The sequence below is a fragment of the Tepidicaulis sp. genome (genome assembly GCF_965222285.1).
In the GTDB taxonomy this organism is placed as follows: domain Bacteria; phylum Pseudomonadota; class Alphaproteobacteria; order Parvibaculales; family Parvibaculaceae; genus Tepidicaulis.
Genome location: NZ_OZ244942.1, coordinates 2,495,960 through 2,521,535, shown reverse-complemented (window position 1 = coordinate 2,521,535; position 25,576 = coordinate 2,495,960). Strand labels below are relative to the sequence as shown.

At 62.2% G+C, this 25,576-nt stretch carries 26 protein-coding genes and 1 other RNA gene; 11 read left to right on the top strand and 16 right to left on the bottom strand.

What is annotated here, in order from left to right; translation table 11 throughout:
- Positions 1–144 precede the first annotated feature (144 nt).
- Entirely contained in the window at positions 145–420 is a 276-nt protein-coding gene (locus ACOQOT_RS12070) for a hypothetical protein (protein ID WP_420559511.1), read from the top strand.
- A gap of 7 nt (positions 421–427) precedes the next feature.
- Here the strand turns inward: ACOQOT_RS12070 and ACOQOT_RS12065 are convergent, their stop codons facing one another.
- Positions 428–1,195 carry a sulfite exporter TauE/SafE family protein gene (locus tag ACOQOT_RS12065; protein ID WP_420559510.1) on the bottom strand — a complete coding sequence of 256 codons (768 nt, stop codon included), beginning with the start codon at positions 1,193–1,195 and terminating at the stop codon, positions 428–430.
- Between the two features lie 107 nt (positions 1,196–1,302).
- Here ACOQOT_RS12065 and ACOQOT_RS12060 point away from each other — a divergent pair, with 107 nt between their 5' ends.
- A complete protein-coding gene (locus ACOQOT_RS12060) occupies positions 1,303–3,207 on the top strand; it encodes a propionyl-CoA synthetase (protein ID WP_420559509.1) in 1,905 nt (634 codons plus the stop codon).
- 53 nt (positions 3,208–3,260) lie between these two features.
- Here the strand turns inward: ACOQOT_RS12060 and ACOQOT_RS12055 are convergent, their stop codons facing one another.
- Positions 3,261–4,043, bottom strand: coding sequence for a DUF1013 domain-containing protein (locus ACOQOT_RS12055; protein WP_420559508.1), 783 nt, complete (start codon positions 4,041–4,043; stop codon positions 3,261–3,263).
- A gap of 138 nt (positions 4,044–4,181) precedes the next feature.
- A complete protein-coding gene (locus ACOQOT_RS12050) occupies positions 4,182–5,189 on the bottom strand; it encodes an NAD(P)H-quinone oxidoreductase (RefSeq protein WP_420559507.1) in 1,008 nt (335 codons plus the stop codon).
- A 161-nt stretch (positions 5,190–5,350) separates the two neighbouring features.
- Here ACOQOT_RS12050 and ACOQOT_RS12045 point away from each other — a divergent pair, with 161 nt between their 5' ends.
- Both ACOQOT_RS12045 and ACOQOT_RS12040 read left to right on the top strand, forming a co-directional pair.
- Positions 5,351–5,542 (top strand): DUF1192 domain-containing protein, encoded by a 192-nt coding sequence (locus tag ACOQOT_RS12045; RefSeq protein ID WP_420559506.1) that lies wholly within the window; start codon positions 5,351–5,353, stop codon positions 5,540–5,542.
- Between the two features lie 468 nt (positions 5,543–6,010).
- Positions 6,011–6,583, top strand: a complete 573-nt coding sequence (locus tag ACOQOT_RS12040) for a DUF1465 family protein (protein WP_420559505.1) — start codon at positions 6,011–6,013, stop codon at positions 6,581–6,583.
- A 127-nt stretch (positions 6,584–6,710) separates the two neighbouring features.
- Here ACOQOT_RS12040 and rpmE read toward each other — a convergent pair whose 3' ends face one another.
- Together rpmE and ACOQOT_RS12030 are read right to left on the bottom strand one after the other, a co-directional pair.
- A complete protein-coding gene (rpmE, locus tag ACOQOT_RS12035; RefSeq protein ID WP_045449336.1) occupies positions 6,711–6,938 on the bottom strand; it encodes a 50S ribosomal protein L31 in 228 nt (75 codons plus the stop codon).
- Positions 6,939–7,042: 104 nt separating this feature from the next.
- A complete protein-coding gene (locus ACOQOT_RS12030; protein WP_420559504.1) occupies positions 7,043–7,465 on the bottom strand; it encodes a DUF1330 domain-containing protein in 423 nt (140 codons plus the stop codon).
- Positions 7,466–7,521: 56 nt separating this feature from the next.
- Here ACOQOT_RS12030 and ACOQOT_RS12025 point away from each other — a divergent pair, with 56 nt between their 5' ends.
- From ACOQOT_RS12025 to ACOQOT_RS12015, 3 genes are all read left to right on the top strand, one after another.
- A complete protein-coding gene (locus tag ACOQOT_RS12025) occupies positions 7,522–8,109 on the top strand; it encodes a TetR/AcrR family transcriptional regulator (RefSeq protein WP_420559503.1) in 588 nt (195 codons plus the stop codon).
- Positions 8,110–8,273: 164 nt separating this feature from the next.
- On the top strand, positions 8,274–10,115 hold the full coding sequence (locus ACOQOT_RS12020) for an ABC transporter transmembrane domain-containing protein (RefSeq protein ID WP_420559502.1): 1,842 nt from the start codon (positions 8,274–8,276) through the stop codon (positions 10,113–10,115).
- Between the two features lie 41 nt (positions 10,116–10,156).
- Positions 10,157–11,290, top strand: a complete 1,134-nt coding sequence (locus ACOQOT_RS12015) for a strictosidine synthase family protein (protein ID WP_420559501.1) — start codon at positions 10,157–10,159, stop codon at positions 11,288–11,290.
- Between the two features lie 6 nt (positions 11,291–11,296).
- Here the strand turns inward: ACOQOT_RS12015 and ACOQOT_RS12010 are convergent, their stop codons facing one another.
- The 7 genes from ACOQOT_RS12010 to thiE all read right to left on the bottom strand — a co-directional run bounded on the left by ACOQOT_RS12010 (position 11,297) and on the right by thiE (position 17,699).
- Positions 11,297–12,310, bottom strand: coding sequence for a peptidoglycan -binding protein (locus ACOQOT_RS12010; RefSeq protein WP_420559500.1), 1,014 nt, complete (start codon positions 12,308–12,310; stop codon positions 11,297–11,299).
- Between the two features lie 3 nt (positions 12,311–12,313).
- Positions 12,314–13,246 carry a flagellar motor protein MotA gene (locus ACOQOT_RS12005; protein WP_420559499.1) on the bottom strand — a complete coding sequence of 311 codons (933 nt, stop codon included), beginning with the start codon at positions 13,244–13,246 and terminating at the stop codon, positions 12,314–12,316.
- Between the two features lie 72 nt (positions 13,247–13,318).
- Positions 13,319–14,221 (bottom strand): OmpA family protein, encoded by a 903-nt coding sequence (locus ACOQOT_RS12000; RefSeq protein ID WP_420559498.1) that lies wholly within the window; start codon positions 14,219–14,221, stop codon positions 13,319–13,321.
- A 186-nt stretch (positions 14,222–14,407) separates the two neighbouring features.
- Complete coding sequence (locus ACOQOT_RS11995; RefSeq protein ID WP_420559497.1) at positions 14,408–15,217, bottom strand: inositol monophosphatase family protein; 810 nt, start codon at positions 15,215–15,217, stop codon at positions 14,408–14,410.
- A 9-nt stretch (positions 15,218–15,226) separates the two neighbouring features.
- Entirely contained in the window at positions 15,227–15,790 is a 564-nt protein-coding gene (gene efp, locus ACOQOT_RS11990) for an elongation factor P (RefSeq protein ID WP_045449326.1), read from the bottom strand.
- Positions 15,791–15,954: 164 nt separating this feature from the next.
- A complete protein-coding gene (locus ACOQOT_RS11985; RefSeq protein WP_420559496.1) occupies positions 15,955–17,019 on the bottom strand; it encodes a tetratricopeptide repeat protein in 1,065 nt (354 codons plus the stop codon).
- A 23-nt stretch (positions 17,020–17,042) separates the two neighbouring features.
- A complete protein-coding gene (gene thiE / locus ACOQOT_RS11980) occupies positions 17,043–17,699 on the bottom strand; it encodes a thiamine phosphate synthase (protein ID WP_420559495.1) in 657 nt (218 codons plus the stop codon).
- Between the two features lie 85 nt (positions 17,700–17,784).
- Here thiE and ACOQOT_RS11975 point away from each other — a divergent pair, with 85 nt between their 5' ends.
- Positions 17,785–18,141, top strand: coding sequence for a VOC family protein (locus ACOQOT_RS11975; protein ID WP_420559494.1), 357 nt, complete (start codon positions 17,785–17,787; stop codon positions 18,139–18,141).
- 605 nt (positions 18,142–18,746) lie between these two features.
- Here the strand turns inward: ACOQOT_RS11975 and ACOQOT_RS11970 are convergent.
- The 4 genes from ACOQOT_RS11970 to tkt are packed head-to-tail and all read right to left on the bottom strand — an operon-like array spanning position 18,747 to position 24,047.
- Positions 18,747–19,769 (bottom strand): class I fructose-bisphosphate aldolase, encoded by a 1,023-nt coding sequence (locus ACOQOT_RS11970; RefSeq protein ID WP_420559493.1) that lies wholly within the window; start codon positions 19,767–19,769, stop codon positions 18,747–18,749.
- A gap of 50 nt (positions 19,770–19,819) precedes the next feature.
- Positions 19,820–21,028, bottom strand: coding sequence for a phosphoglycerate kinase (locus ACOQOT_RS11965; protein WP_420559492.1), 1,209 nt, complete (start codon positions 21,026–21,028; stop codon positions 19,820–19,822).
- A gap of 18 nt (positions 21,029–21,046) precedes the next feature.
- Positions 21,047–22,054, bottom strand: a complete 1,008-nt coding sequence (gene gap / locus ACOQOT_RS11960; protein ID WP_420559491.1) for a type I glyceraldehyde-3-phosphate dehydrogenase — start codon at positions 22,052–22,054, stop codon at positions 21,047–21,049.
- 31 nt (positions 22,055–22,085) lie between these two features.
- The gene (gene tkt / locus ACOQOT_RS11955) at positions 22,086–24,047 is read right to left on the bottom strand and encodes a transketolase (protein WP_420561942.1); all 1,962 of its coding nucleotides are present in this window, start codon (positions 24,045–24,047) and stop codon (positions 22,086–22,088) included.
- A 610-nt stretch (positions 24,048–24,657) separates the two neighbouring features.
- Here tkt and ACOQOT_RS11950 point away from each other — a divergent pair.
- The 3 genes from ACOQOT_RS11950 to ssrS all read left to right on the top strand — a co-directional run bounded on the left by ACOQOT_RS11950 (position 24,658) and on the right by ssrS (position 25,536).
- Positions 24,658–24,933: a DUF4164 family protein gene (locus ACOQOT_RS11950; RefSeq protein ID WP_420559490.1), complete on the top strand. Its 276-nt coding sequence runs from the start codon at positions 24,658–24,660 to the stop codon at positions 24,931–24,933.
- Between the two features lie 8 nt (positions 24,934–24,941).
- On the top strand, positions 24,942–25,301 hold the full coding sequence (locus ACOQOT_RS11945; RefSeq protein ID WP_420559489.1) for a cell division protein ZapA: 360 nt from the start codon (positions 24,942–24,944) through the stop codon (positions 25,299–25,301).
- Positions 25,302–25,379: 78 nt separating this feature from the next.
- A non-coding RNA gene (gene ssrS, locus ACOQOT_RS11940) (6S RNA) lies at positions 25,380–25,536 on the top strand.
- Positions 25,537–25,576 lie beyond the last annotated feature (40 nt).

Sequence of the window (25,576 nt, the reverse complement as noted above, 5' to 3'; positions counted from 1 at the left end):
CCTTGAGGCGTTTTTCCACCGTTGATTTGGCGGCATTTTCCCCAAGGTAGCCGGGGCTTTTGCCAGCCACAAGCGCCAGAACGAATCCTTAACCCGCCGGCGCGAGAATGATCCGGTTGGGTAAGCGGTCACAGGAGACATGCCATGACCCGTTTTCTTGCGTCGGACACCAATCCGGAAGGCTTCCGGATGGAAGATATTTTGACGGCGCTGCGCACCGATCTGATCAAGCGCTGCGAGCGCATTGCCGAGGATCACCGGCCCGAAGCCCACCATGTGCTGGAGAACAATATCCGCATTCTGGGGCTTTTGACCGAGGCTATTCAGCTGGCCGAGGAATCGACGCGCCATTTGCAAAAATCCTTCGGCCCGTCCAAGGCCTCTGAAGGCGGCGCGCCGCGCATCGGCAAAGAAGACTGAGCGGGGTTTAGGACCCGAGCCAGGGCGCGAGCCCATCCCAGACGAGTTTCAGCCCCACCAGAAAAAGCGCGGTATAGGCAATCCGGTAAAAAGGTTTTTCCGGAATGATATGCAGCGCCTTGATGCCGAGCCCCATGCCGATGGGCGCGAGCGGCAACAGCACCAGCGAGGTCATCAGGTTCTCGCTTTGAAACTGCCCGAGCAGCGCATAAGGCGGCACCTTGATCAGATTGACCAGGGTGAAAAACATCACTGAGGTGCCGACATAGACGACCTTGTCGAGCTTCTGCGGCAGCATGTAAATCTGAAAAGGCGGCCCGCCCGCATGGGCGACGAAGCTGGTGAAGCCGCCGACCCCGCCCCAGAAAACCCCTTTCGGCGCATTGATGCCTTTGGGCGCCGCTTCAGCGCGCCGCCCGATCCAGTGATCGAGCGCGAAGGCAACAGCGATCGTGCCGATGAGAAGGCGCACGAAACTATCCGTGACCAGCGAGGCTGTGAGCGTGCCGATCAGAATGCCGATGGCCGCGCCCGGCACGAGCAGCAGGAGATTGTGTTTGTGGAAGCTCTTGCGGTAGGCCCAGACGCCGATCATATCCATGGCGATAAGGATGGGCAGGAGAATGCCCGCCGCCTGCAAGGGCGAGACGGTGAGCGCCATCATCGGCACGCCCAGAATGCCGAGCCCGCCTGCAAAGCCGCCCTTGGACAGCCCGACCAGAAGAACGGCGGGCACGGCTGCGGCATAGAACCAGAAATCGGTAATCATAGGCATGTCCGGTTGAGGTCTTGCCAGGACGGGGCGGGCTTGAAAGAGTGTCTTTCAAAAGGAGGCCCGGCCTCCTTAGCATAAAAAGACGATAAAAAAACGGGGAGAGGGCCATGGCCCATTACGCTGACATTTATGAAAGCTGGGCGCGCGCGCCGGAAGCCTTCTGGGAAGAGGCGGCCAAAGCCATCGATTGGGAAGCGCCTTGGGAGAAGGTGCTCGACTGGCAGGGCGCGGGCGCGACCTGGTTTAAAGGCGCGCGCTGCAACACTGCCTATAATTGCCTCGACCGGCATGTGGAAGCGGGGCGCGGCGAGGCGGTGGCGCTGATCTATGACAGCCCCGTCACCGGCAAGAAAAAGCAATTCACCTATGCGCAGCTGACGGAGAAAGTTGCCCGCTTTGCCGCCGTCCTCCAGCGCCACGGCGTGCAGAAAGGCGAGCGCGTCATCATCTATATGCCGATGGTGCCGCAGGCCGTAGTCGCGATGCTCGCCTGCGCGCGGATCGGGGCCATTCATTCGGTGGTCTTCGGCGGTTTTGCAGCGAAGGAACTTGCCACGCGCATCGACGATGCCCGCCCGAAGCTCATCGTCTCCGCGTCCTGCGGCATTGAGCCGGGGCGCACGGTTTCCTATAAGCCGCTTCTCGATGAAGCGATCGCGCTTTCCGCTCACAAGCCGGACGGTTGCATCATTTTTCAGCGCGAGCGGGAGAAGGCGGCGCTTATCACAGGGCGCGATCATGACTGGAAAGAGGAGATGGACCGGGCGGAAGAAGCGGGTGAATTGGCCGCGCCCGTTCCCGTTCTTTCCGAAGACCCGCTTTACATTCTTTATACGTCCGGCACGACCGGCCAGCCCAAAGGCGTGGTGCGCGACAATGGCGGGCATATGGTGGCGCTGCAATGGAGCATGGCGAATGTCTATGGCATGCAGCCGGGGGACGTCTTCTGGGCGGCCTCGGATGTCGGCTGGGTCGTGGGCCATTCCTATATCGTTTACGGGCCGCTTCTGCAGGGCTGCACGAGCGTTCTTTATGAAGGCAAGCCCGTGGGCACGCCCGATGCGGGCGCGTTCTGGCGCGTCATCGAAGAATATAAGGTCAAAGCGCTGTTCACGGCGCCGACCGCTTTCCGCGCCATCAAGAAGGAAGATCCGGAAGCAAAGCTCATGGCCGGCTACGATCTTTCTTCGCTCAAAACGCTTTTCCTGGCGGGCGAGCGGGCGGACCCCGACACGCTTTCCTGGGCGGAAAAAGCGCTCGGTGTGCCCGTTATCGATCATTGGTGGCAGACGGAAACTGGCTGGGCGATTGCGGCAAACCCCGCCGGTATCGAGCTCTTGCCGGTCAAGCATGGCTCGCCCGCCCTTTCCATGCCGGGCTACGACGTGCGGGTGCTGGGCCCGGACGGCAAGGACGTTGCGCCGGGCGAGAATGGCGCCATCGTCGTCAAGCTGCCGCTGCCGCCCGGCTGCCTGCCGACGCTCTGGAACGACGAAGCGCGTTTCCGGTCGGCCTATCTGGAAGACTTTCCCGGTTATTACAAGACTGCCGACGCGGGCTTTAAGGATGAAGACGGCTATCTTTATATTATGGCGCGTACGGACGATATCATTAACGTTGCAGGCCACCGCCTTTCCACCGGCGGCATGGAAGAAGTGCTTGCCGCGCATCCCGACGTTGCCGAATGCGCGGTGATCGGTATTGCCGATGCGATGAAAGGTCAGGTCCCCGCCGGCTTTCTGGTGCTCAATGCAGGGGTCAACCGGCCGGAAGAAGAGATCATCCGCGAGGCGGTGGCGCTGGTGCGTGAGAAGATCGGCCCCGTTGCCTCCTTCAAGCAGGCTTTTGTGGTGGAGCGGCTGCCCAAGACCCGCTCCGGCAAGATCCTGCGCGGCACGATGCGCAAGATGGCGGATGGGGAAAGCTGGAGCCTGCCGGCAACCATCGACGACCCGGCGATCCTCGATGAAATCGGCGGCACGCTGAAGCAGGCGGGTTATCCGAAGGCATGAAAAAAGCCGCCCCAAGGGGCGGCTTTGTTTCTTCACGAGAGAGAAGACCGGGATCACTCCTTGTCTTCTTCCTCCTCGCCGTCTTTTTTCAGGTCTTTCAATTTGGAAAAGACGCTGTCGGCATCATAGGAAGGCTCTTCCTCTTCCTTGACCGGGTTGTTGAGGCGGGAGAAGGCTTCCGCCGCGCTCGGCGCGCGCTTCTCGCGTTCTTCATCGGCAGCAGGGGCCGGCTCTTCCGCCGTGGTCTGGGCGGCGGGCAGCAGCGTTTCCACCGCACGGCCTTCCTTCACCGCCTTTTTGTGCTCGCGCTCGACGCGGCGGGCGGCTTTCTGCACGGCAGCGTCAAGCTCAAGCTGCGTGCAAAGGCCCAGCGTGACCGGATCGACCGGCTTGATGTTGGGCGAGTTCCAGTGGCTGCGGTCGCGGATCGACTGGATCGTCGGCTTGGTGGTGCCTACGAGTTTCGTTACCTGCGCATCCGTCAGTTCCGGGTGGTGGCGCAGCAGCCAGGCAATCGCGTCCGGGCGGTCCTGACGGCGGGAGACCGGCGTATAGCGCGGACCCTTGCGCGGTTTGACTTCCGGCAGGTCGTGCTCGCTTTCGGACAGTTTCAGCCGGGCGTCGCTGTCTTTCTGGCAGCGCTCGATTTCCGCGCGCGTGAGCTGGCCGGCGGCGACAGGATCGAGGCCTTTAATCCCCTGCGCCACGTCCCCGTCCGCGATGCCTTTGATTTCCAGCGCATGCAGGCCGCAGAAATCGGCAATCTGGTCGAAGGTGAGCGCGGTATTGTCTACAAGCCAAACGGCGGTTGCCTTGGGCATAAGGGGCCGTGACATGGTCTCTCCTTATGATCCATCCGGGCGTCTCCGAATGAACCTTTGTTCGTCAAAATGAGCGGAATAGCCCCTATATAGGGGCTAAGGCCTTCCAAGGAAAGCACTTCCTGCGGCAGCGCGTGTTCCGCCGCTTCCCTGCTAGGCTTCTTCCGGTAAAAGCAGGATTTTGCCCGTATGGGTGGAACTTTCCATGAGTTTCTGGGCCTCGCCCGCCTTGGCGAGGGGGAAGGTGGCATGGATGACGGGTTTGAGGCGCCCGGCCTCGATCAGCGGCCAGACATTGGCCTTCACCGCTTCCGTCAGCGCCGCCTTTTCGCCCACCGAGCGGGCGCGCAGGGTCGAGCCCGTCATGGTCAGGCGTTTGAGCATGATGGGCAGGAGGTTGAGCTCGACCTTGGAGCCGGCCTGATAGGCGATATTGACGATGCGCCCGTCGCGGGCAGCGGCGGAAATGTTCCGCTGCACGTAAGGGCCGCCCACCATGTCGAAAATGACATCGACGCCTTTGCCTTCCGTCAGCGCGTTCGTGACGAGGACGAAATCTTCCTCATTGTAATTGATGGCGCGCTCGGCCCCGAGCGTCTGGCAGACCCGGCATTTTTCATCGGTGCCGGCAGTCGCGAAGACGCGCGCGCCAAGCGCCGAGGCAAGCTGAATGGCCGCCGTGCCGATGCCGCTGGAGCCGCCATGGATGAGCAGCGTTTCCCCGGCTTTGAGCTGCCCGCGCTCGAAAACATTGGTCCAGACCGTGAAGTAGACTTCCGGCAGGGCGGCGGCTTCGGTCAGGCTCACGCCTTTGGGGACGGGCAGGCAATGAGCTTCATGCACCGCGCAATATTCCGCATAGCCCCCGCCGGCCAGCAGCGCGCAAACCTCATCGCCCTTTTTCCAGCGGCTGACATTTTCGCCGGTGGCAACCACGGTGCCGGAAACCTCGAGGCCCGGCGTGTCGGGCGCGCCGGGGGGCGGGGGGTAAAAGCCCTGGCGCTGAACGATGTCGCCCCGGTTGAGCCCGGCCGCCGCGATCTTGATCAGCACTTCATCGGCCGCAGGGGTGGGGGTGGCAATCTCTTCGGGTTTGAGCTGCTCGGGCCCGCCCGGCTCGGCAATGGCGATGCGGATCATTTTTGCGGGGACCTCGGACATGAAGGCTCTCCTCGTTTGTTTTGGCCGTATTTTCTGGGCGGCTCGGTTGGGGCAGACTAGGCGGCAATAAGGGGCATGGCTAGTCACGTGCAGGCCACATGAGCGCGAGCGGCGCCCCGTTCAAGGGTGAAGACAACAAGGGTGAGATAAGGGAGCGGAATATGGATGATCTGGAGCCGCGCAAGAGGTCCGATGCGCTGGACGCGCTGATCCGCGAGGATCTTTCGATGAAAAGCGTCGAGGAGCTGACCGATCGGATCGAGCTTTTGAAAGGCGAGATCGAACGAATCAGTGCCGAAATCGGCAAAAAGCAAAATTCGCGTGACGCTGCGGAAGCTTTTTTCCGCAAATAGATGATTATTTTCCCTTCGGCTTATGGGGATTAAAGCGCTGAAATCGGCGGTTTTTAGAGGCAGTGTTGCAAATTGAACCGCATTGACTGCGAATTAGGCATTTCGTTAGGGATTCATTAGGTATTAGAATCGTACTGTAGCGTTGCGTAATCCAGTCATATGGATTTGAGTGGCTCCTATCCACTCTGTTTGACGCCTCCCTGTTAGAACTTGAGCCGCGGCTTCCGCGGCTCTTTTTTGAGCCTACCTTGGGTGCGCACCCTAAACTTCGTTAGGGCTTTGCTAACTATTTTCTCCCTGGCACGTTTGTTGATGTAACTGTCCTCAGATGTATGACGGCGGGACGATTCCTCGTTTATAGTCGGAACAGAAAAACCGGCTGGGGATGAGTCGAAACCGCGTACCGGCAAGGTGTTTCAAAATGAAACAGTCCGGCAGCGGCCGCTAAAGCCAAGTGGAGTAAGGCTGATGACGTATCATGGCGGGGAATCTCAGAGCGCAGGGGCCGCGGCGACGGCGAAGCTTTTCGGCGGCTCGGAACTTTTTCAACGTACCTACCGTGAAGGCATGGGCCTTGTAGAAGAGGCGGCCTCTTATCTCGACGGGCCGGGCCGCGAGCAGGCCAAGCTCCTGCCCCGCATGGCCGCTCTTGCCTATGCAGCCGAAAGCATGCGCGTCACTACGCGCCTCATGCAGGTGGCCGCCTGGTTGCTCGTTCAGAAAGCCGTCTTCGAAGGCGAGATGACGCCGGAAGATGCCGCGCAGGACAAATACCGCCTTGGCGGGCAGTCCGTTGCGCGTTCCAAGCCGATGAGCGGCTCGGAAGATCTGCCGGATGAGCTGCGCGCGCTGATGGAAAAATCGGTGCGGATTTATGAGCGGATCGAGCGGCTCGATACCCAGCTCAACGAAGAGCCGGACGTCTTTGAGGAAGACGATGAGGAGATGGTGCGCTCGCCGCTTGCCGCCCAGTTCGATCAGGTGGAAGCCTTCTTCCAGGAAACCATGGACAAAGGTCTGGTGCGCTGGGACCGGCACTGAGCCGTTTCAGATCAGACGCTGAAGCTCGAAGACGACAAAAGCCCCGCCTTTTCCAAGGCGGGGCTTTTTGGCGGGCGGCGCACCAAGCAGGGCAGGGCGCCTGCCCAAGGCGTAATCCGGCAGAAACTTACTTCTTGCCGAGAAAGCCTTTGTACTTCTCGTTGAAGCGGCTCACGCGGCCGCCGCGGTCCATCAGGTTCGACGAGCCGCCGGTCCATGCCGGGTGGGTCGTCGGGTCGATGTCGAGCGTGATCGTGTCGCCCTCTGCGCCATAGGTGGAGCGGGTCTCGTACACGGTGCCGTCCGTCATGGCCACTTTGATCATGTGGTAGTCGGGATGGATGTCTTTTTTCATCCGTCTTCTCATTCTCTGCGGGGCAGCCGGCAAAGCGGCGGATGACCCTGGAAACCTCTTGGAAAGCGGGCTTATAGCGGAGGGAAAGGGGAATTGCAAGGGGGCTATCCGGCGGCGATCAGCACCTTCTGGCGCAGGCACGCCGTCTTGCGGTGGGCATAGGCCTCCCGGTAGGCCGGGTCCTCGAAAAGCGCGAAAACGAGGCGCGCCTCCGGGTAGGTGCCGATGGCGATCATGTCCCAGTCTTCCGCCTCGCCCATCAGCGTGCCGGCGAAAGGCGCAGTGAGGAGAAAGCGCCCGCCCAGTTTTTCGAGGCTAGGCATGGATACGGCGGCGTAATTCATCATCGCCTCGTTTCCTTGCGGGGCGAGCTTGAAATAATTGATCAATGTGACGGGTTTGGCGGGATCGAGCGCGGCCAGCGCCTGCCATTGCGCCGGGCTCGGCACGGCGCCGGTTCCGGCCCGGTCTTCTCCATAAGCGGCAATCAGGGCATCGAGGCGGTTTTGCGGGATGGCGTTTGGCATGGGAATCCTTTAAAAATATTACGCGTGTAAAAAATATATAGTTAGAAATTTTACATATGTCAAAAAATAAGAAATCGGCCCGCACCAGAGAAGAAATCCTCGATGCCGCCTGGGCGCTCATTCCTCGAAAGGGCGCGGATGTTTCGCTGGCGGAAATCGCTAAGGAAGCGGGCGTGACGCGCCAATCCGTCTATGTGCATTTCGGCTCGCGCGGCGGACTGCTCATGGCGCTGGTGCAGCGGGCCGATGAGCGTTTTGCGATCTGGGAGGCGATGGAAAAGGCGCTGGGGGAGGCGGAGACGGCGGCAAAGCTGCGCGCGGTGCTGGCCGCCTGGTTCGCCTTCGTGCCGCAGATCGCGCCCGTGGCGCGGGAGCTGATCCGCCTCAAGCCCCAGGATGAAGCGGTCGCCGCCGCCTGGAACGACAGGATGGACGAGCTTTACGGTGTTTTCGGGGATCTGGCGGCCGGGCTTGCAGCGGAAGGCCGCCTTGCCCGGTCCTGGCAGGCAGATAAAGCGGCGGATTATCTTTGGGCGGCCTCTTCCGTGCAGGTCTGGGACCTTCTGACCGGCGAGCGGGGCTGGCAGGGGGAGGAAGCAGCGCAGCGCCTTACCGAGGCCCATCTCGCCGTGCTTCTGGCGTAACGGGACGCTTGCGGGACCTTTTGCCCCAGGCGGGCGGGGCCGTGCCGGTGGTTCTCCCGTGCCTGGCTTGCTATATGTGGCCCTAGCCTTTTCTAGTTTTGGCCTTTTCTAGTTCTGACCTTTTCTAGTTCTGACCTTTTCTCGTTGAACCGGTACCCCATTTCATGAGCGATAATTCCAATCCCGTTGCCGAGGCGATCGAGCAGGAAGCACTCAGGCGCAAGCCGGCGCGCAATGTGCGCCCCTTGATGCGGCTCGTTCCTTTTCTGGCGCGGTATAAATCCATGGTTTGGGCGGCGTTCTTCGCGCTGATCATGGCAACGCTCTCCACGCTCGCCATTCCCATGGCCATGCGGCGGATGCTGGACGAAGGGTTCTCGAAAGAAAACGCCGCCTTTATCGATCAGTATTTCGCCATGCTGATTTTCGTGGCGCTGATGCTGGGCGTTTCGAGCGCGGCGCGGTTTTTCTTCGTCAGCTGGATTGGTGAGCGCGTGGTGGCCGATCTGCGCAAAGCGGTCTATGAGCATATTCTCAGGCTTTCTCCCGCCTTCTTTGAAATCACCCGCACGGGCGAAGTGCTCTCGCGGCTGACCGCCGACACGACCTTGATCAAGACGGTGGTGGGATCGAGCGCCTCCGTTGCGCTGCGCAATATCTTTCTTCTTATTGGCGCGGCGACAATGATGGCGATCACGAGCCCGACGCTGTCCGGTCTCGTGCTGCTGCCGCTGCCGCTGATCGTGCTGCCCTTCGTGATTTTCGGGCGCCGGGTGCGCCGCCTCTCGCGCGACAGCCAGGACAGGATCGCGGATACGAGCGCGGTGGGCGGGGAAAGCCTCAATGCCATTCAGACCGTGCAGGCCTTCAATCATGAAAACGAAGAAGGCCGCCGCTTTGCCGACACAGTGGAAGGGGCTTTCGCGGCGGCGCGCCGGCGCATCAGCGCGCGTGCCGTGCTTACCGCGCTTGCATTCTTTCTCGGTCTTTCCGCCGTTGTGGGCGTGCTCTGGTTCGGCGCGCAGCAGGTGCTGGCCGACCGCATGACGGGCGGCGAACTTTTGCAGTTCATTCTTTATGCGGTCTTTGCGGCGGGCGCGCTCGGCGCGCTCTCGGAAGTTTGGGGCGATGTGCAAATGGCGGCAGGGGCGACCGAACGCCTCAACGAGCTTCTCGAGGTGGAGCCGGCCATCAAGGCGCCGGCGGATGCCGAGCTTCTCCCGGAGCCGGGGCGCGGGGAAATCGGTTTTGAGGATGTGGCTTTCTCCTATCCCACACGGCCCGATGTCTCGGCGCTTTCCGGTTTCTCGCTCAATATCAAGCCCGGCGAAACGGTGGCCATCGTCGGCCCGTCCGGCGCGGGCAAGAGCACGGTCTTCCAGCTTCTCCTGCGGTTTTACGATCCTCAGTCGGGCACGATCCGCCTTGACGGGGTCGATCTGCAAAAGGCCGATCCGGAAGCGCTGCGCCGCCGCTTTGCGCTGGTGCCGCAGGAGCCTGTCGTCTTCGGCATGAGCGCGGCAGAAAACATCCGCTATGGCCGGCCCGAGGCGAGCGATGAAGAGGTGCGCGAGGCGGCAAAGGCCGCATTGATCGACGATTTTCTTTCCTCCCTGCCGGAGGGATATGAAACGCGCTTCGGCGAGCGCGGCGTGACGCTTTCCGGCGGCCAGCGTCAGCGCATCGCCATTGCCCGCGCGCTGCTGCGCGATGCGCCGGTGCTGCTTCTCGATGAGGCGACAAGCGCGCTCGATGCGGAAAGCGAACAGCTCGTGCAAAAGGCGCTCGACCGGCTGATGGCGGGGCGCACGACGCTCGTCATCGCGCACCGTCTTGCCACCGTGCGCAAGGCGGACCGGATCGTGGTGATGGACGGGGGCCGCGTCGTTGCCGCGGGCACTCATGAGGAACTGGTGGCCGAAGGCGGGCTTTATGCGCGCCTCGCCGATCTGCAATTCGGGCAAGGCGAGGACGGGTTCGCGCCCGTCCGCCAGATTGCCGAATAACATCCGGCACAGGCCGGGAAAGCCAAGAGGGGAGTGAGGGGATGAGCGGGACGAAAGAAAAGAGCGCGGCTTTGCGCTGGGCGGTCTATGCGGCGGTCATCATCGTGGCGGCGGCGAGTTTTTTCACCATCCGCTTCCTCACCTCGGCGGGCATGTTTACCTCTTTCCGGGAAGAGATCACCGCCGATTGCAGCACCATTGAGGCGGTGCCGGGACCGGAAGATATCGTGATCGACCGGGAGCGTGCGCTTGCTTTCGTCTCCGCCGTCGACCGGCGCAAGATCGCCGCGGGCGGTCCGGGATCTCAGGCAATCCGCGGCGGGATCTACGTGATCGATCTTTCCGAAGCTTCCGATGCCTGGGCGCTGCGCCCCGTCACGGCGCTCGAGCCTGCCGACTTCCGCCCGCATGGGATCGATCTTTATGTGAGCGAGGAAGGCCAGCGCTTTCTCTTCGTCGTCAATCATCCTTCCGACGGTACGCATGACGTGGAAATTTTCGAGGTGCTGGAGGGCGGGCTTCTGGAGCACCGGCGCACGGTGAGCTCGGAGCTGTTCATTCACCCGAACGATGTGCATGCGGTCGGCCCCGATGCGTTTTACCTGACCAATGATCACGGCTCGTCTTCGAATTTCGGCCGGCTTCTGGAAGATTTCTTCCTCGCCGACCGGGGCAATCTCGTTTACTGGGAAGGCGATGAGGGCCGCGTTGTGGCCGACGGCTTTACCTATGCCAATGGCGTCAATTCCAGCCCCGACGGCACCAAGCTTTATGTCGCTGAAACGCTCGACATGACGCTGCGCATTTTCACCCGCGATATCGAGACGGGTGCGCTCGAGCCCTTCGAGACGGTCTATCTCGGCACAGGTATCGACAATATCGATGTGCAAGAAGACGGACGCCTTCTTATTGGCGCGCATCCCTCGCTCACCGATTTTCTGGCTCATGCCAACGATCCGGCGGAACTTTCACCGAGCCAGATCGTGGAAATGACGCCGCGCCCCGGCGGCGGCGGGGAAGCGCGCACCTTGCTGCTCGATAAGGGCGATCTGCTTTCCGGTCTTGCAACGGCTGCAGGCTATAACGGCTTGATGCTCGCCTCCGGCGTCTTCGAGCCGAAGATCCTGGTCTGCGCGCAGGAAAGCGCTGCCGCAGAAACCGGAGAAACCGAATAAGCCGGATCAGCGTTCGGTCAGCTTGAACTCGATGCGCCGGTTGCGCCGGTAATCCTGCTGGCTCGTGCCTTTGGCAAGGGGCTGATGCTCGCCGAAACCGGCGGCGACCAGTCTTTTGCGCGGCACGCCTTGATCTGCAAGATACTGCACGACCGAAATGGCGCGCGCCGCCGACAGATGCCAGTTGGAAGGGAACTCCTTCGTGGCGATGGGCGCGGCATCGGAATGGCCATCGACGCGCAGGATCCAATTGATGTCGGCGGGAATGTCGCGGGAGATTTCCTGTACCGCCGCGGCGATCTTGTCGAGCTCGCTTTGCCCGGCACTCGAAAGCGCGGCGGAGCCGGAGGAAAAGAAAATCTCCGACTGGAAGACGAAACGGTCGCCGACAATCTCGATGTCCTTGCGGCTGCCCAAAGCTTCGCGCAGCTTGCCGAAAAATTCCGAGCGATAACGGGCAAGTTCCTGCACCTTCTGAGCAAGAGCGGCGTTGAGGCGGCGGCCGAGATCGGCAATCTGCGCCTGGGCTTCGCGGTCTTTTGCCTCCGCCGCTTCAAGGGCGGCCTGGAGCGAGGCAAGCTGACGGCGGAGCGCTGCAAGCTGCTGGTTGACGAGTTCGACCTGCGCCAATGCGTCGGAGGAAATTTCTTTTTCTTTCTCGAGCGCGCTTTCAAGAGCGGCGACCCGCTCGCTGCCGCCTTCGGAGAGCGCGCTTTGCAGGGCCGCCTTTTCGCTTTCCGCGCTGGCCAGCGCATCGTTGAGGGCGGCGATGGTGGTTTGCAGTTCGGCTTTTTCCGCCCGCTCCAGTGCCAGAAGATCGGTCAGCTCGCTGATCTGCGCACGCAGCCGGTCGAGCGCGGAATCCTTGCCGGTAATGGATTTGGCGAGAAAGAACTGCGTCAGCATAAAGATCGAAAGCAGGAAGATCAGGACGAGCAGCAATGTCGCCATGACATCGACAAAGCCCGGCCAGTAATCCGCGCTCGGCGCGCGGCCTCTGATGCGCCGCGAAACCGCCATGGCTTAGCTCCCGCGCTTTTTCAGGGAACCGGCAAGTTCTTCAAGCGCAGGCCGGATCGCCGCCTGATTTTCGGCAAGCTCGCGCACCAGGCGCTGTTCGGCGTGAAGCTGCTCGGTGAGCGCGGCGATCTGCCCGGCAAGCGCCAGAAGCGAGGCCTGTTCGGGTGTCGTGTTTTCCCCGGCCGTTGCCGGCACGTCGATGACATTCGTCACCGTGGAAAGCCATTCTTCAAGCTCGTTGTAAAACCGGTTCTGCGCCTGCCCCGCTTGCAGATCGAGAAAGCCCAGAATGAGCGAGCCCGTCAGGCCGAAGAGCGAGGAAGAAAATGCCGTGCCCATGCCGCGCAGCGGCGCTTGCAGCCCCTCGCGCAGGCTGGTGAAGACGGAGGCGGAATCCGTCGCCTCCACATTCAGGCTTTGCAGTGTGTCGCCGACGGAGGAAACCGTAATGAGCAGGCCCCAGAACGTGCCGAGCAGGCCCAGAAAGATCAATAGCCCGATCATGTAGCGGGAAATCTCGCGCTGCTCATCAAGCCGCGAGCCGATGGAATCGAGCATGGCGCGCATCGAGCCGGCCGAGAGCGTCATGCGGCCCTTGCGGTTGCCAAGCATCGTTGCCATGGGCGCGAGAAGGCGCGGGGCGGGCGGCAGCGCCAGGCCCGGATCGGCGCGGCGGAAGGCGTTCACCCATTTCACTTCCGGGCCAAGCTGCAGCACTTGGCGGAATGCATAGAGCATGCCGATGAAAAGCGTGCCGGCGATCAGCCCGTTAAGGCCCGGATTGGCAAGAAAGGCTTCCATGATGCGCGGGGCGAGAATGAGCAGCAGAAAGCCGACCAGTGCCAGAAACAGCATCATCCGCGTGAGGTAGGGGCGGGGCTGTGAAAGTTTGATACCGTCGGAAAAGTCTTTCGCCATCTCGGTCCCCTCGTTCATGCGGCATCCGGCCATGCACCGGGACGCCGTATCTGTCTTCCGGCCAGGTGAGCCGGACCCCCTTAGACGCTTTTAGCGCTTCTGCAAGACGATATCGACACGGTTCTCCGGGCCATCGTCGCGGGCGCCGCCAAAGGCGCGCACATCCATGCGGCTGGTGAGCACGCCCTGGTCGCGCAGATAATTGTAAACGGCGAGCGCGCGTTTCAGCGACAGCTTGCGCGAATCCGATGAGAGATCGCCGCGCGCCCCGCCATAAGCCTTGAGCTGAATGCGTTCGGCGCTTTGCTTCAGACGCTCCGCCGTTTCATCGAGCCCGGCGCGCACGGAAGAGAGGATGGAGGTGCTCTCCGCCTCAAAGAGCACGCGGGCAAAGGCCGGTTCCGGCGGTCCGAGTTTCTCAGCGCCCGTTGCCGGGGCGTCTTTCTTGGGATCGCCGAGGCTTGCCACTTGCGGGGCGGCAGGCGCTGCGGGCCTGCTTTCCGGCGCGCTTTGCTGGGGCGCTTTGACAGGCTCAGGCGTAGGAGCGGTGGCCGGTGCTGCTGCCCGCGCAGGTTCGGGCTCTGCGGCTTTCGGCGCGGGCGCGGCAGGAGCGGGGCTCACCGCTGCGGTTTGCGGCTTGGGTTTCGGCTCTGCCTGACGGGGTGTCTCGGCCTCATTCTTCTGCGCCGGTTTTTGCGGCGGCAGCGCGGCGGCTTTCGGCGTCTCGGGGCCGCCGTCGGGAATGATATGAGGTTTCAGCCGGGGCTGCGGGGCCTCAGCCCCCTCCGGTGCCTTGAGCTTGACGGTTCCGGGCAGGTTTTTCTTCGCGCCCGGATAGCGCAGCACGATGGGCGCCTCGCTTTGCGGTGCCGGGCCGAGCGCTTCCCAATTGACCGTCACGTCATCGGCCTGCGCCAGTGCCGGAAGGGCGGCGCAGAAAGCCGCGCCGAGGAACATTGAAAGAGTGACGTTTGTGCGACCGGACTTCGCCATGTTCTGAACCTTCATCTCCCGTCCCGCTGATTTGCGCCATTTTACCACAGAAGGCGCGCCTGCGGAGGCACGGGAGCAAGCCTTAAGGGGGAAATCCGGCAAAAATTGGCCCGTCTGAGACATTTGAGACTTGGCTGAGACTTGGCAGAATGGGGCTCCTGCGCAGGTTCCTGCACCGGTTGCAGCTTAGGTGTTGCTGGCGGCGCTTTTGCGCGCTTTTTTCAGGAGATCGAGCAGGGGACCATGCAGGCGCTCATTCGCTGTCAGAACGCCGCCCGTCTCGAAAATCTTGTCCTTGCCGCTGAGATCGCTGACCGTGCCGCCCGCCTCGCGGATAAGACAAACGCCCGCCGCCATGTCCCAGGGCGCAAGGCCTGCTTCCCAAAAGCCGTCGAAGCGCCCGGCCGCGACATAGGCAAGATCGAGCGCGGCGGAACCGGTGCGCCGGATACCGGCGACGCGCGGCATGAGCTCGCTCAGCATGGGCAGGAAAAGCGGGCTGGCGCGGCCCAGATGCGGAATGCCCGTGCAGATCACCGCATCGGCGAGTTCCGTGCGCGCGGCTACGCGCAGGCGCCGGTTGTTGAGGAAAGCACCCCGGCCTTTTTCGGCGAGGAACATTTCGTCCGTCACCGGGTTATAGACGAGCCCGGCCACCACTTCGCCCGCCCGTTCCAGCGCGATGGAAATTGCAAAGACGGGGATGCCGTGCATGAAGTTCGTCGTGCCGTCCAAAGGATCGATGATCCAGCGGTGGCTCTTGTCGCTGCCTTTCACCTCACCCGCTTCTTCCAACAGGAAGGAGTAACCGGGGCGGGCTTTGGCAAGCTCCTCGCGCAGAATCTTTTCCGCTTTCAGATCGGCGGCGGTGACGAAATCCCCCGGCCCTTTGCGGGAGACTTGAAGATTTTCGACTTCGCCGAAATCGCGCTGCAGGCCCCGCGCTGCTTTGCGGGCGGCCTGAACCATGACGGTGAGTGTGGCTGAAAGCTGCATGAACCCGGCCTATTCGGCCCGTTTGATGTAGGTGACTTCGGCGGTGTCCACGACAATGCGGTCACCGGTAGAAACGAAAGGCGGCACCATGACGCGCAGGCCGTTTTCCAGCATGGCCGGCTTATAGGAAGAAGCCGCCGTCTGACCTTTCACGACCGGCTCGGTCTCGGTGATTTCCAGCGTCACTTGATCGGGAAGCTGCACGCCGATGGGCTTGCCTTCATGGCTCTCCACGATGATCTGCATGCCGTCCTGCAGGAAGGCGGCGCGGTCGCCGAGAAAGTCCGTGGGCAATTCGATCTGCTCGTAGCTTTCAAGGTCCATGAAGGAGAGCATGTCGCCATTGGCAAAGAGGAACTGATAATCCTTCTGCTCAAGGCGCACGCGTTCCACCGTCTCGGCGGAGCGGAAGCGCTCATTGAGCTTGGTGTTGTCCACGAGGTTCTTCAGTTCCACCTGAGCGAAAGCGCCGCCCTTGCCGGGTTTGACGTGCTGCACTTTCACCGCCGCCCAGAGGCCGCCCTTATGGGTGATGACGTTGCCGGGGCGGATTTCGTTGCCATTGATCTTCATGAAATAACCGTTTGCGTCTTATGGGATCGCGGAAGGGCGCGCGCGGGCCACAATGGCTGCGTCAGGCGCCTTGAATTGGCCGCTCTGATAGCATTGTCTTGCGCTCAAAACAAAAGAAAAGCGCCCCTTAGGGCGCTTCTGGAGGGGAGGCGCGGCCTTATGGCTCATTTGGCCGGGGAAGCGCGCCACTCGGCCAGTTTCTTCTGGGCCTCGGCTTTTACCTCCGGGGTGAGGTGGGGGGCGATCGCCTCGGCAAATTCGGCATCTTCAAAGCCGTTCTCCTGGGCAAACAGATAGAAGGCATAGGCCGTGGCGATATCCTGGCTGGTGCCGCGCCCGATCAGGAAAAGCCGGGCAAGGCGGGCCTGCGCGATGGGTTCGTTCGCCTCAGCCGCCTTCCAGAAGAGGCTGAAGGCCTTTTCATCGTCCTGAGCCACGCCTTCACCGGCAAGATAAAGCTGGCCGAGATAGGTCTGGGCATCCGGGAAGCCCTGATCGGCGGCGACCTTGAACCATTTTGCAGCCTCTGTGGAGGAGGCGGCGACGCCCTGGCCTTCCAGCAGCATAAGGCCGAGATTGAAGGCGGCATCGGGCTGGTTCTGCTCGGCGGCCTTGCGGAACCATTCGGCGGCTTTTTCATCGGACTGGGGCACGTCCTTGCCGCTCGCATAAAGCGCGCCGAGGCTGAATTGGGCGCCGGGATGACCTTCCTGCGCCGCTTCCTCGAAAAGCGCCTTGGCGCGGGGCGTGTCCGCCTCCCCGCCAAGCCCTGCGGCAAGGAACTGGGCGAGCACGAATTTCGCCGCCGTATGATTCTTGATCACCGCTTCTTCGAGATTGGCGCGGGCTTTGGCAAGGTCTTGAGGCACCACCACCCCGTCGCGGTAAATCACGGCGAGGGCGTAATAGCCAGTGGGCTCGCCCTGTTCCGCGGCCTCGTTCAGCCAGCGGATCGCTTCTTGCGGGCTGACCTTTGTGCCTTCGCCGTTCAGATACATGGTGCCGACCAGCAGCTTCGCCCGGCTGTCACCGGCGAGCGCGCCTTCCATCGCCTTGCCGAAGGCGACTTCATAATCTTCGGCCTGATAAAGCTTCACTGCTTCTTCGTAAGGCCCGGCATGGGCGGGGTTTGGCAGCGCGCCGAGCAAGAGCGCGAAAGCCAGCAGAAAAGCGGCGAAGGGGGCTTGGGGAAAGCGAGGGCGGGTGAAGGGGCTCGGACGGTTCATCATGGACACTCTTGCACCCTTTGCATTTAGGGGTTCATCAACAGGTTAAAGAGGCGCACGGCCTCTGCCGGTCCCTTTTCATGGGCCCAGACCCCGGCCGAAACGGCCAGAAAGTCGGCCCCGGCCTCGATCAGCGGCGGGGCGTTTGCCACCGTAATGCCGCCGATCGCCACGCAGGGCAGTTCGAAAAGCTCCGACCACCATGTCAGGATTTCCGGCTCGGCGCGACTATGGGTCACCTTTGTGTCAGTTGGGTGAAAGGCGCCGAACGCCACGTAATCGGCCCCAGCCTCGCCCGCTTCCATGGCAAGGTGGCGGGAATTGTGGCAGGTGACGCCGACAACGGCGTCGGGCCCGACGATTTTCCGGGCTTCTTTGTAAGGCGTGTCGTCCTGGCCGACATGCACCCCGTCAGCGCCCATTTCCCGGGCAATTTCCGGGCTGTCATTGACGATGAAGGCGACGTCGCGGGCATGGGCGAGCGGCATCAGGGTTTCCGTTGCCCGGCGCAACTCATCCGCCGGTGCGGTATCCCCTGCCTCCGTCTTCAGCCGCAATTGCAGCGAGGCAACGTCGCCCGCATCGAGGGCGGCTTTCAGCGTGTCGGCAAAGCCGGCCGGATCGAGCCTTGGCGGCGTGATCAGGTAAAGGCGGGTGGGAATGCGCTCGTCTTTCGTGCTCATGAATGCGGAAGTACCAGCAACCGCGCCTTTGCGCAATCGGCGGGGCGGGCGTAAATTGACGCGGGATATCAACGAGGAGGCGGTAATGGCAGGCGGAGCGGGGGTGTGCGAGCCGGGATATTTCACGATTTCGGTGGAAACGCTGGATAAGGCGATGGATTTCTACGGCGCGCTTTTCGGCTGGGAATTCGAAAGCGAGGCGGATGCGATCTACGCCCATGTCGCCAATACCGAATTTCCCTTCGGCCTGGTGGAAGACGGCGCGCAGGATGCGGGCAATATCTATTTCCGAGTCGAGGATATCGATTTCATGGTCGACCGGGTCTACGACCTCGGCGGCTCGGCGGGCGAGGTGCAGGAATCCGACAGCGGCCTGTCCGCCGTTTGCCTCGACGATCAAGGCACCCGCTTCTCCCTCTGGCAGCCGGCGGAGGGGTATTAGGCTCTTCTCTTTCCTCATGTTCGGGCCCCGCCCGAGCATCCATGAAGTTCTTCAGCTTGCTGCAGCTTTCGCATGGACCCTCGGGTCAAGCCCGAGGGTGACGAGTGGTGGACGCATATGCGGTGCATCAAATCCAGCCGTCATCCCGGCCTCCGAGCCGGGATCCATAGGGCCTCGCTGCCATTACGACAGGCTGTATGGACCCCGGGACAGGGCCCGGGGTGACGGTTTTCTGTTTTGTGACTCTGTACATTTAACTTAAGTCGTCATGCTCGGGCTTGACCCGAGTATCCATGATGCTCTTCGGCTTGCCGCAGGTTCCGTATGGACCCTCGGGTCGAGCCCGAGGGTGACGAGTGGTGGCGGGGTGCACAGCCGTGCCTTACACTCAGCTGTCATCCCGGCCTTTGTGCCGGGATCCATAGGGCCTCGCTGCAATCACGAAAGGCTGTATGGACCCCGGGACGGGGCCCGGGGTGACGGTTTTCGTGTTGTGAGGCTGCGTGCCCCACTAGGCAGGCCGTTGGGCCCGAGGGGAGCGGCCAAGAAAAAACGCCCCGGATTGTCTCCGGGGCGTTTCGGTTTTCTTTGAAAGCTCCGCGCGGTCAGGCGGCGGATTTTTCGAGGTCTGCTTTCCACTCGCCCGTGGTCGCAAGGCCGTTCATGCGGGCGCGGTGCGCGAAGGCGGCCTGTGCGGCGGGGACGTTTTCCGCCTTGCCGCCCCAGGCTTTCAGCGGCGCTGCCTGCAGCGCGCGGCCATAGGAGAAGCTCATCTTCCAGGGGAAGCCGCCGATCTGGTTCATCATGTTGAGATGCGCGGTGGCGTCTTCATCCGACTGGCCGCCCGAAAGGAAGACGATGCCGGGCACGGCGGCGGGCACGGTGCGCTTGAAGCATTTGATCGTCATTTCCGCGACCTGCTCGACACCGGCCTGGGCGGCGCATTCGGTGCCGGAGACGATCATGTTCGGCTTCAGGATCGTGCCTTCCAAGAGGACGCGCTGCTCGTAAAGCGCATCGTAAAGTGCGTTCAGCATGGCTTCGGTCACATCGAAGCAGCGCTCGGCGGTGTGGCCGCCATCCATGATGACTTCCGGCTCGACGATCGGCACAATGCCGGCGGCCTGTGCGAGCTTCGCATAGCGGGCCAGCGCATGGGCATTGGCATTGATGCAATAGGTGCTCGGAATGTCTTCGCCGATATTGATCACGGCGCGCCATTTCGCAAAGCGGGCGCCCAGATCGTAATATTCGGCAAAGCGCTGGCCGAGACCGTCGAGGCCTTCGGTGATTTTTTCGCCCGGCGCGCCGGTCAGGTCTTTTGCCCCCGCATCGACCTTGATGCCCGGAATGGAGCCGGCCGCCTTGATCAGATCGACGAGCGGCGTGCCGTCCTTGGCTTTCTGGCGGATCGTTTCATCGTACAGAATAACACCGGAAATGTTTTCCTTCATCGCGCTTTCCGTGCGGAAGAGCATTTCGCGGTAGTCGCGGCGATTGTCTTCGGTCGATTCCACCCCGATGGAATCGAAGCGTTTCTTGATCGTGCCGGTGCTTTCATCGGCAGCCAGGATCCCCTTGCCCGGGGCCACCATGGCCTGTGCAATGGATTCAAGCGTCTCGGTCATATTCTCTCACCCTCTAAACGGTACGGGAGCCCCAAGCGGCTCAGGCTTTCTCAGGCATGTTCCAACGCGGCGACACCTGGAAGGGTTTTGCCCTCCAGCCATTCCAGGAATGCGCCGCCCGCGGTCGACACATACGAAAAATCATCGGCAGCGCCGGCATTGTTTAGCGCGGCAACCGTGTCGCCGCCACCTGCAACCGAAGTCATTTCGCCCATTTTCGTCAGCATGGCCACATGGCGGGCTGCGCCGTTGGTGCCATTGTCGAAGGGCGGAATTTCAAAAGCCCCGAAAGGCCCGTTCCAGACCACGGTCTTGGCGCTTTCGAAATGACCGGCAAGCGCGGCAAGGCTATCGGGGCCGATATCGAGGATCATCTGATCCGCCGGCACCTTGTCCACCGGCACCGTCATTGCCGGGGCATGGGCTTTGAATTCCGGCGCCACGACCACATCCGCCGGCAGCACAACGCGGCAGCCTGCCGCTTCCGCCTTGGCCATGATCTCGCGGGCCGTCTCTTTCAGGTCATGTTCGCAAAGCGACTTGCCCACTTCAATGCCTTTGGCGGCAAGGAAGGTGTTGGCCATGCCGCCGCCTATGACGAGCGCATCGACTTTGCTGACGAGATTGCCCAGAAGATCGAGCTTCGTGGAAATCTTGGCGCCGCCCACAATGGCGACGACGGGGCGCGCGGGGCTGCCCAGCGCCTTGTCGAGGGCGGTCAGTTCCGCTTCCATCGCCCGGCCTGCATAAGAGGGCAGGAGATGGGCAATGCCTTCGGTCGAGGCATGGGCACGGTGTGCGGCAGAAAAGGCGTCGTTGACGTAAATGTCGCCGAGCTCGGCCAGCGCCTTGGCGAAGGCCGGGTCGTTCTTTTCCTCGCCCGCATGATAGCGGGTGTTCTCCAGCACAAGAACGCCGCCTTTCGGCAGCGCCTCGGCAGCGGCTTTCGCGCTGTCGCCGATGCAATCGACGGCAAAGGCGACATCGAGGCCGAGAAGCTCACCCAGCGCCACGGCGACGGGCGCCAGCGTCATCTCCGGTACGCGCTCGCCCTTGGGGCGGCCGAAATGGGAGAGGATGAGAACCTTGGCGCCTTTGGAGGCGAGTTCCTTGATGGTGGGCAAAAGCCGTTCCAGACGCGTTGCGTCCGTAACCTTGCCGTCTTTTGCAGGAACGTTGAGATCGGCCCGGAGGAGGATTGTTTTGCCCTCCACCGGACCTGACGCATAAAGATCGTCGAGCGTTTTGTGCGCGGCCATAAGCCTGCGGTCCTCCGCTTAGAGCAGTTTGCCCATGGCGACAGCGGTGTCGCCCATGCGGTTCGCAAAACCCCACTCGTTGTCGTACCAGGACAGGATGCGCACGAGACGCTTGTCGATGACCTGGGTCTGGGTGAGGTCGAAGCTGGAGGAATTCTGGTTGTGGTTGAAGTCGATGGAGACCATCGGCTCGTCCACATAGCCCAGCACGCCTTTCAGCGGGCCGTCGGCGGCCTTGCGGATGGCGTCGTTGACTTCTTCCGCGCTCGTGTCGCGCGTCGCGTTGATCACAAGATCGATCATCGAGACGTTCGGGGTCGGCACGCGGATCGCGGTGCCGTCCAGCTTACCGGCAAGCTCCGGCAGCACCAGGCCGACGGCCTTGGCGGCGCCCGTCGAGGTCGGGATCATGGAAACGGCGGCAGCGCGTGCGCGGCGCGGGTCGGAATGGAGCGTGTCGACCGTGCTCTGGTCGCCCGTATAAGCGTGCACCGTCGTCATGTAGCCCTGCTCGATGCCGCACAGCTGATGCAGCACATGGGCCACGGGAGCCAGGCAGTTGGTGGTGCAGGAGGCGTTGGAGACGACCGTGTGGCCTTTTTCCAGCTTGTCGTGGTTCACGCCGTAAACCACCGTCAGGTCGGCGCCGGAAGCGGGCGCGGAGACCAGCACTTTCTTGGCGCCGGCGGTGATGTGGGCGGAGGCTTTTTCTTTCGAGGCGAAGATGCCCGTGCATTCCAGCGCGATGTCGACACCGAGTTCCTTCCAGGGAAGCTGGGTGGGATCGCGCTCGGCGGTCACTTTGATCGGGCCGAGACCGACATCCATGGAATTTTCCGTGGTCTTGATCTCGTTCGGGAAGCGGCCATGCACGCTGTCGAATTTCAGAAGGCGGGCATTGGCGTCCACCGTACCCAGATCGTTGATGCCAACAACCTCGATGTCTTTCCGTCCCGATTCCACAATCGCCCGCAACACGTGCCGGCCGATCCGTCCGAAACCATTGATCGCAACGCGAACCGCCATCTTCTTTCTCACCTTCTCCAAAAGTTGGTCTTTAGCCGAGGCGCTGTTTCGCCGCCTCTGCCGCTTTTTCAGCCGTAATGCCGAAATGCTCGTAAAGTTCCTTGTAAGGCGCGCTGGCGCCGAAGGAATTCATGCCGATAAAAGCCCCGTCCGGGCCCGTATAGCGTTCCCAGCCGAAACCGCTTGCCGCTTCGATGGCAACGCGCACCGTGCCTTCGCCCAGGATCTGCTTTTTATATTCGCCCGATTGCTGGTCGAAGAGATCCGTGCAGGGCATGGAGACGACGCGCGCACCGATGCCTTCTTTCTGCAGAAGCGCGCGGGCCTCGAGAGCGATTTCCACTTCCGAGCCGGTGGCAAGGAAAGTGACTTTCGCCTCCCCGTCCGCTGCGGCGAGCTCATAAGCGCCGCGGGCCGAGAGATTCTCGTCCGTATGTTCGGTGCGCACCGTCGGCAGGCCCTGGCGGGTCAGTGCGATGATGCTGGGCGTCGTCTTCGCTTCGAGGGCGAGCTGCCAGCATTCGGCCGTTTCCACGCTGTCGGCGGGGCGGAAGACATGCACATTCGGCATGGCGCGCAAGGAGGCCAGATGCTCGACCGGCTGGTGCGTCGGGCCGTCTTCGCCAAGACCGATGCTGTCATGGGTCATGACATAGATGACGCGCTCGCCCATCAGCGCGGACATGCGGATGGAGGGGCGGCAATAATCGGTAAAGACGAGGAAGGTGCCGGAATAAGGGATCACGCCGCGATGGAGCGCCATGCCGTTCATGGCGGCGGCCATGCCGTGCTCGCGTACGCCGTAATGGATGAAGCGGCCGGAGAAGTCTTCCGGCGTCACCGCCTGCATGTCCTTGGAACGGGTGTTGTTGGAGCCGGTCAGGTCGGCGGAGCCGCCGATCGTCTCGGGCACCGCGTCGTTGATGACGCCGAGCACGTTCTGCGAGGACTGGCGGGTGGCGAGTTTCGGCTTTTCGTCCGAAATCTGCTTTTTGAAAGCGTTGATCGCTTTGGCCAGGCCGTTCGGCAGATCGCCGGCCATGCGCCGCTCGAATTCGGCGCGCGCTTCGGCGTCGAGTTTTGCCAGGCGTTCTTCCCAGGAAACGCGCGCGCGGGCGCTGCGCAGGCCCGTGCAGCGCCAGGCATCGAGCACTTCGGAAGGAATTTCGAAGGCTTCATACGGCCAATCGAGTTCCTTGCGGGCAAGTTTGATTTCATCGGGGCCGAGCGGGGCGCCGTGGACGCCGGACGTGCCCTGCTTGTTGGGCGAGCCGAAGCCGATGGTCGTGCGGCAGGCAATCAGCGTCGGGGCGCGGCTTTCACGCGCCTTGGCGATGGCCGCTTCGATTTCTTCGGGGTTGTGGCCGTCGATGCGCATGGCTTCCCAGCCTGCGGCGCGGAACCGGTCGAGCATGTTGCCCGATTCGGCCAGATTGACCGGCCCGTCGATGGAGATGCCATTGTCATCGAAAAGCACGATGAGCTTGCGCAGCTTGAGGTGACCGGCAAGGCTGATCGCCTCGTGACTGATGCCTTCCATCAGGTCGCCGTCGGAGGCGAGCACATAGGTATAGTGATCGACGACATCTTCGCCGAAGCGCGCTGCCATCAGCCGTTCGGCCATGGCCATGCCGACCGCGTTGGAAATGCCCTGGCCGAGGGGGCCCGTCGTCGTTTCCACGCCCGGCGTATGGTAAACTTCCGGGTGGCCTGCGGTTTTCGAGCCCATCTGACGGAAGTTCTTTATCTCGTCGATGGTCATATCTTCATAGCCCAGAAGATAGAGCAGCGAATAGACGAGCATGGAGCCGTGGCCGGCGGACAGGATGAAGCGGTCGCGGTCCGGCCAATTGGGATTGCGCGGATCGAACTTCATGAATTTTGAGAAGAGAACCGTTGCGATATCGGCGGCGCCCATCGGCAGGCCCGGATGGCCCGAATTGGCGGCCTGCACGGCGTCCATGGACAGGGCGCGGATGGCATTCGCCATCATCTTGTGAGAGGAAGGATCGGCATGAGCGCCGCTTGCCGCTTCGGTCTGGCTGGTGGAAGAAACCGGTTTGGCTGCCGACGGATCAGATGGCGTCATGTCTCTCAATCTCTTTTAAGTACCTAAAACGGCCCCGCAGACACCCTATTCCGGGGGCCGGTCGTGCTTGAGGCCCCGGACCGATCGTCGGAGGAGCGCTCGAAAGCATGCCGTGAAAGTCACCGGACGGGCCGCCCTGATGCCCGCGGCTGCCGCTTCCCGGCGCCGTTCGGCACCCCTCGGGAAGCGGCGCCACAATGACCATCTGCCTATAGAGAGTCAATGCTGGAATCCCGCCATTCCGGGCCATGGGGCCGGTTGGGCGCGGCATTTGATAAATGGTCCGGGAGCGCCTTGTCCGTTGCCGTTGAGGCAGCCTTTGCTTCCCGGCCGGGCGCTTCGCGGGCGGGCTTATTGCAGCGACAGATCAGCGCGCCTATGCTCTTATAAAACAGAGGCTTTCCGGCATCTCTTCAGGGCCTTTATAAGGTTCGGGCGGAGAACGGGGCCGTTCACCATAATCCGGCGCAGCTCTCCGCTGGCTGCCGGGCTCAACCGACGGGCTGATCGTGCGATGAGTAAACTCGATACCGCTATGGACCGCTTCGCCGGGTCGGTCGACCGGCTGGAGGCGCTGCTCAACCGGCGCATGGCGCAGGGCCGCAAGGTTGGCGGCGGCGGCGATGCGGCGGGTGATCTCGCGGGTCTTCGGGGCGACAAAGCGCGGCTTGAAGAAGAGCTCAATGTGATGAAGGCGGAAGTGCGCCGCCTTTCCACCATGAACGAGCGCGCCAGCGAGGACATTACGAGCGCCGTGGACGGCATCCGCAAAATTCTGGCGGCAGGCTGAGGGGTTTCATGGGACAGGTTTCGGTATCGATCAACGGGCGGGCCTATTCGATTGCCTGCGATGACGGCCAGGAAAAGCATCTGACCGAACTGGCCGCCTATGTGGACGAACAGGTGACGAGCCTTGCCGCGCAAGTCGGCCAGGTGGGCGACGCCCGGCTCATGCTCATGGCCTCGCTCCTTCTGGCGGACGAGCTTTGGGACATGCGCGGGCGCATCAAAAAGCTGGAAGAGGAAGTGGCGACGGTGCGCGATGCCCGTTCCGTGGCTTTGGAGCGCACGGAAGAGGCGGAAGCGGCGGTGGCCGAAATCCTCGAAAAAGCCGCCCAGCGCCTCGATACGATGGCCCAGCGCATCGAAGCTTCTTAACACGCCGGTGACCACGATCTTCGATGCCCGCGCGTTATCCAGTTGACGCGGCTTCATCCTTCACCAGATAAGAGAACCGGGGTGCTGCCCGGTGCGTTAGGAATAAACACGCTCGGGGCCTTACGCGCTTCGAGGGAGCTGTCCCTGCGGTTGGCCGTGGCCTTCCGCACACGGCGCCCACCTACTTATGTAGGTCTCCGAGGTAGCAGATTCCGACGGCCAGGGCGGCTCCCCACTTCTCTTTTCCCGCAGGTCCTATTAGGGGCCGGGGCGGG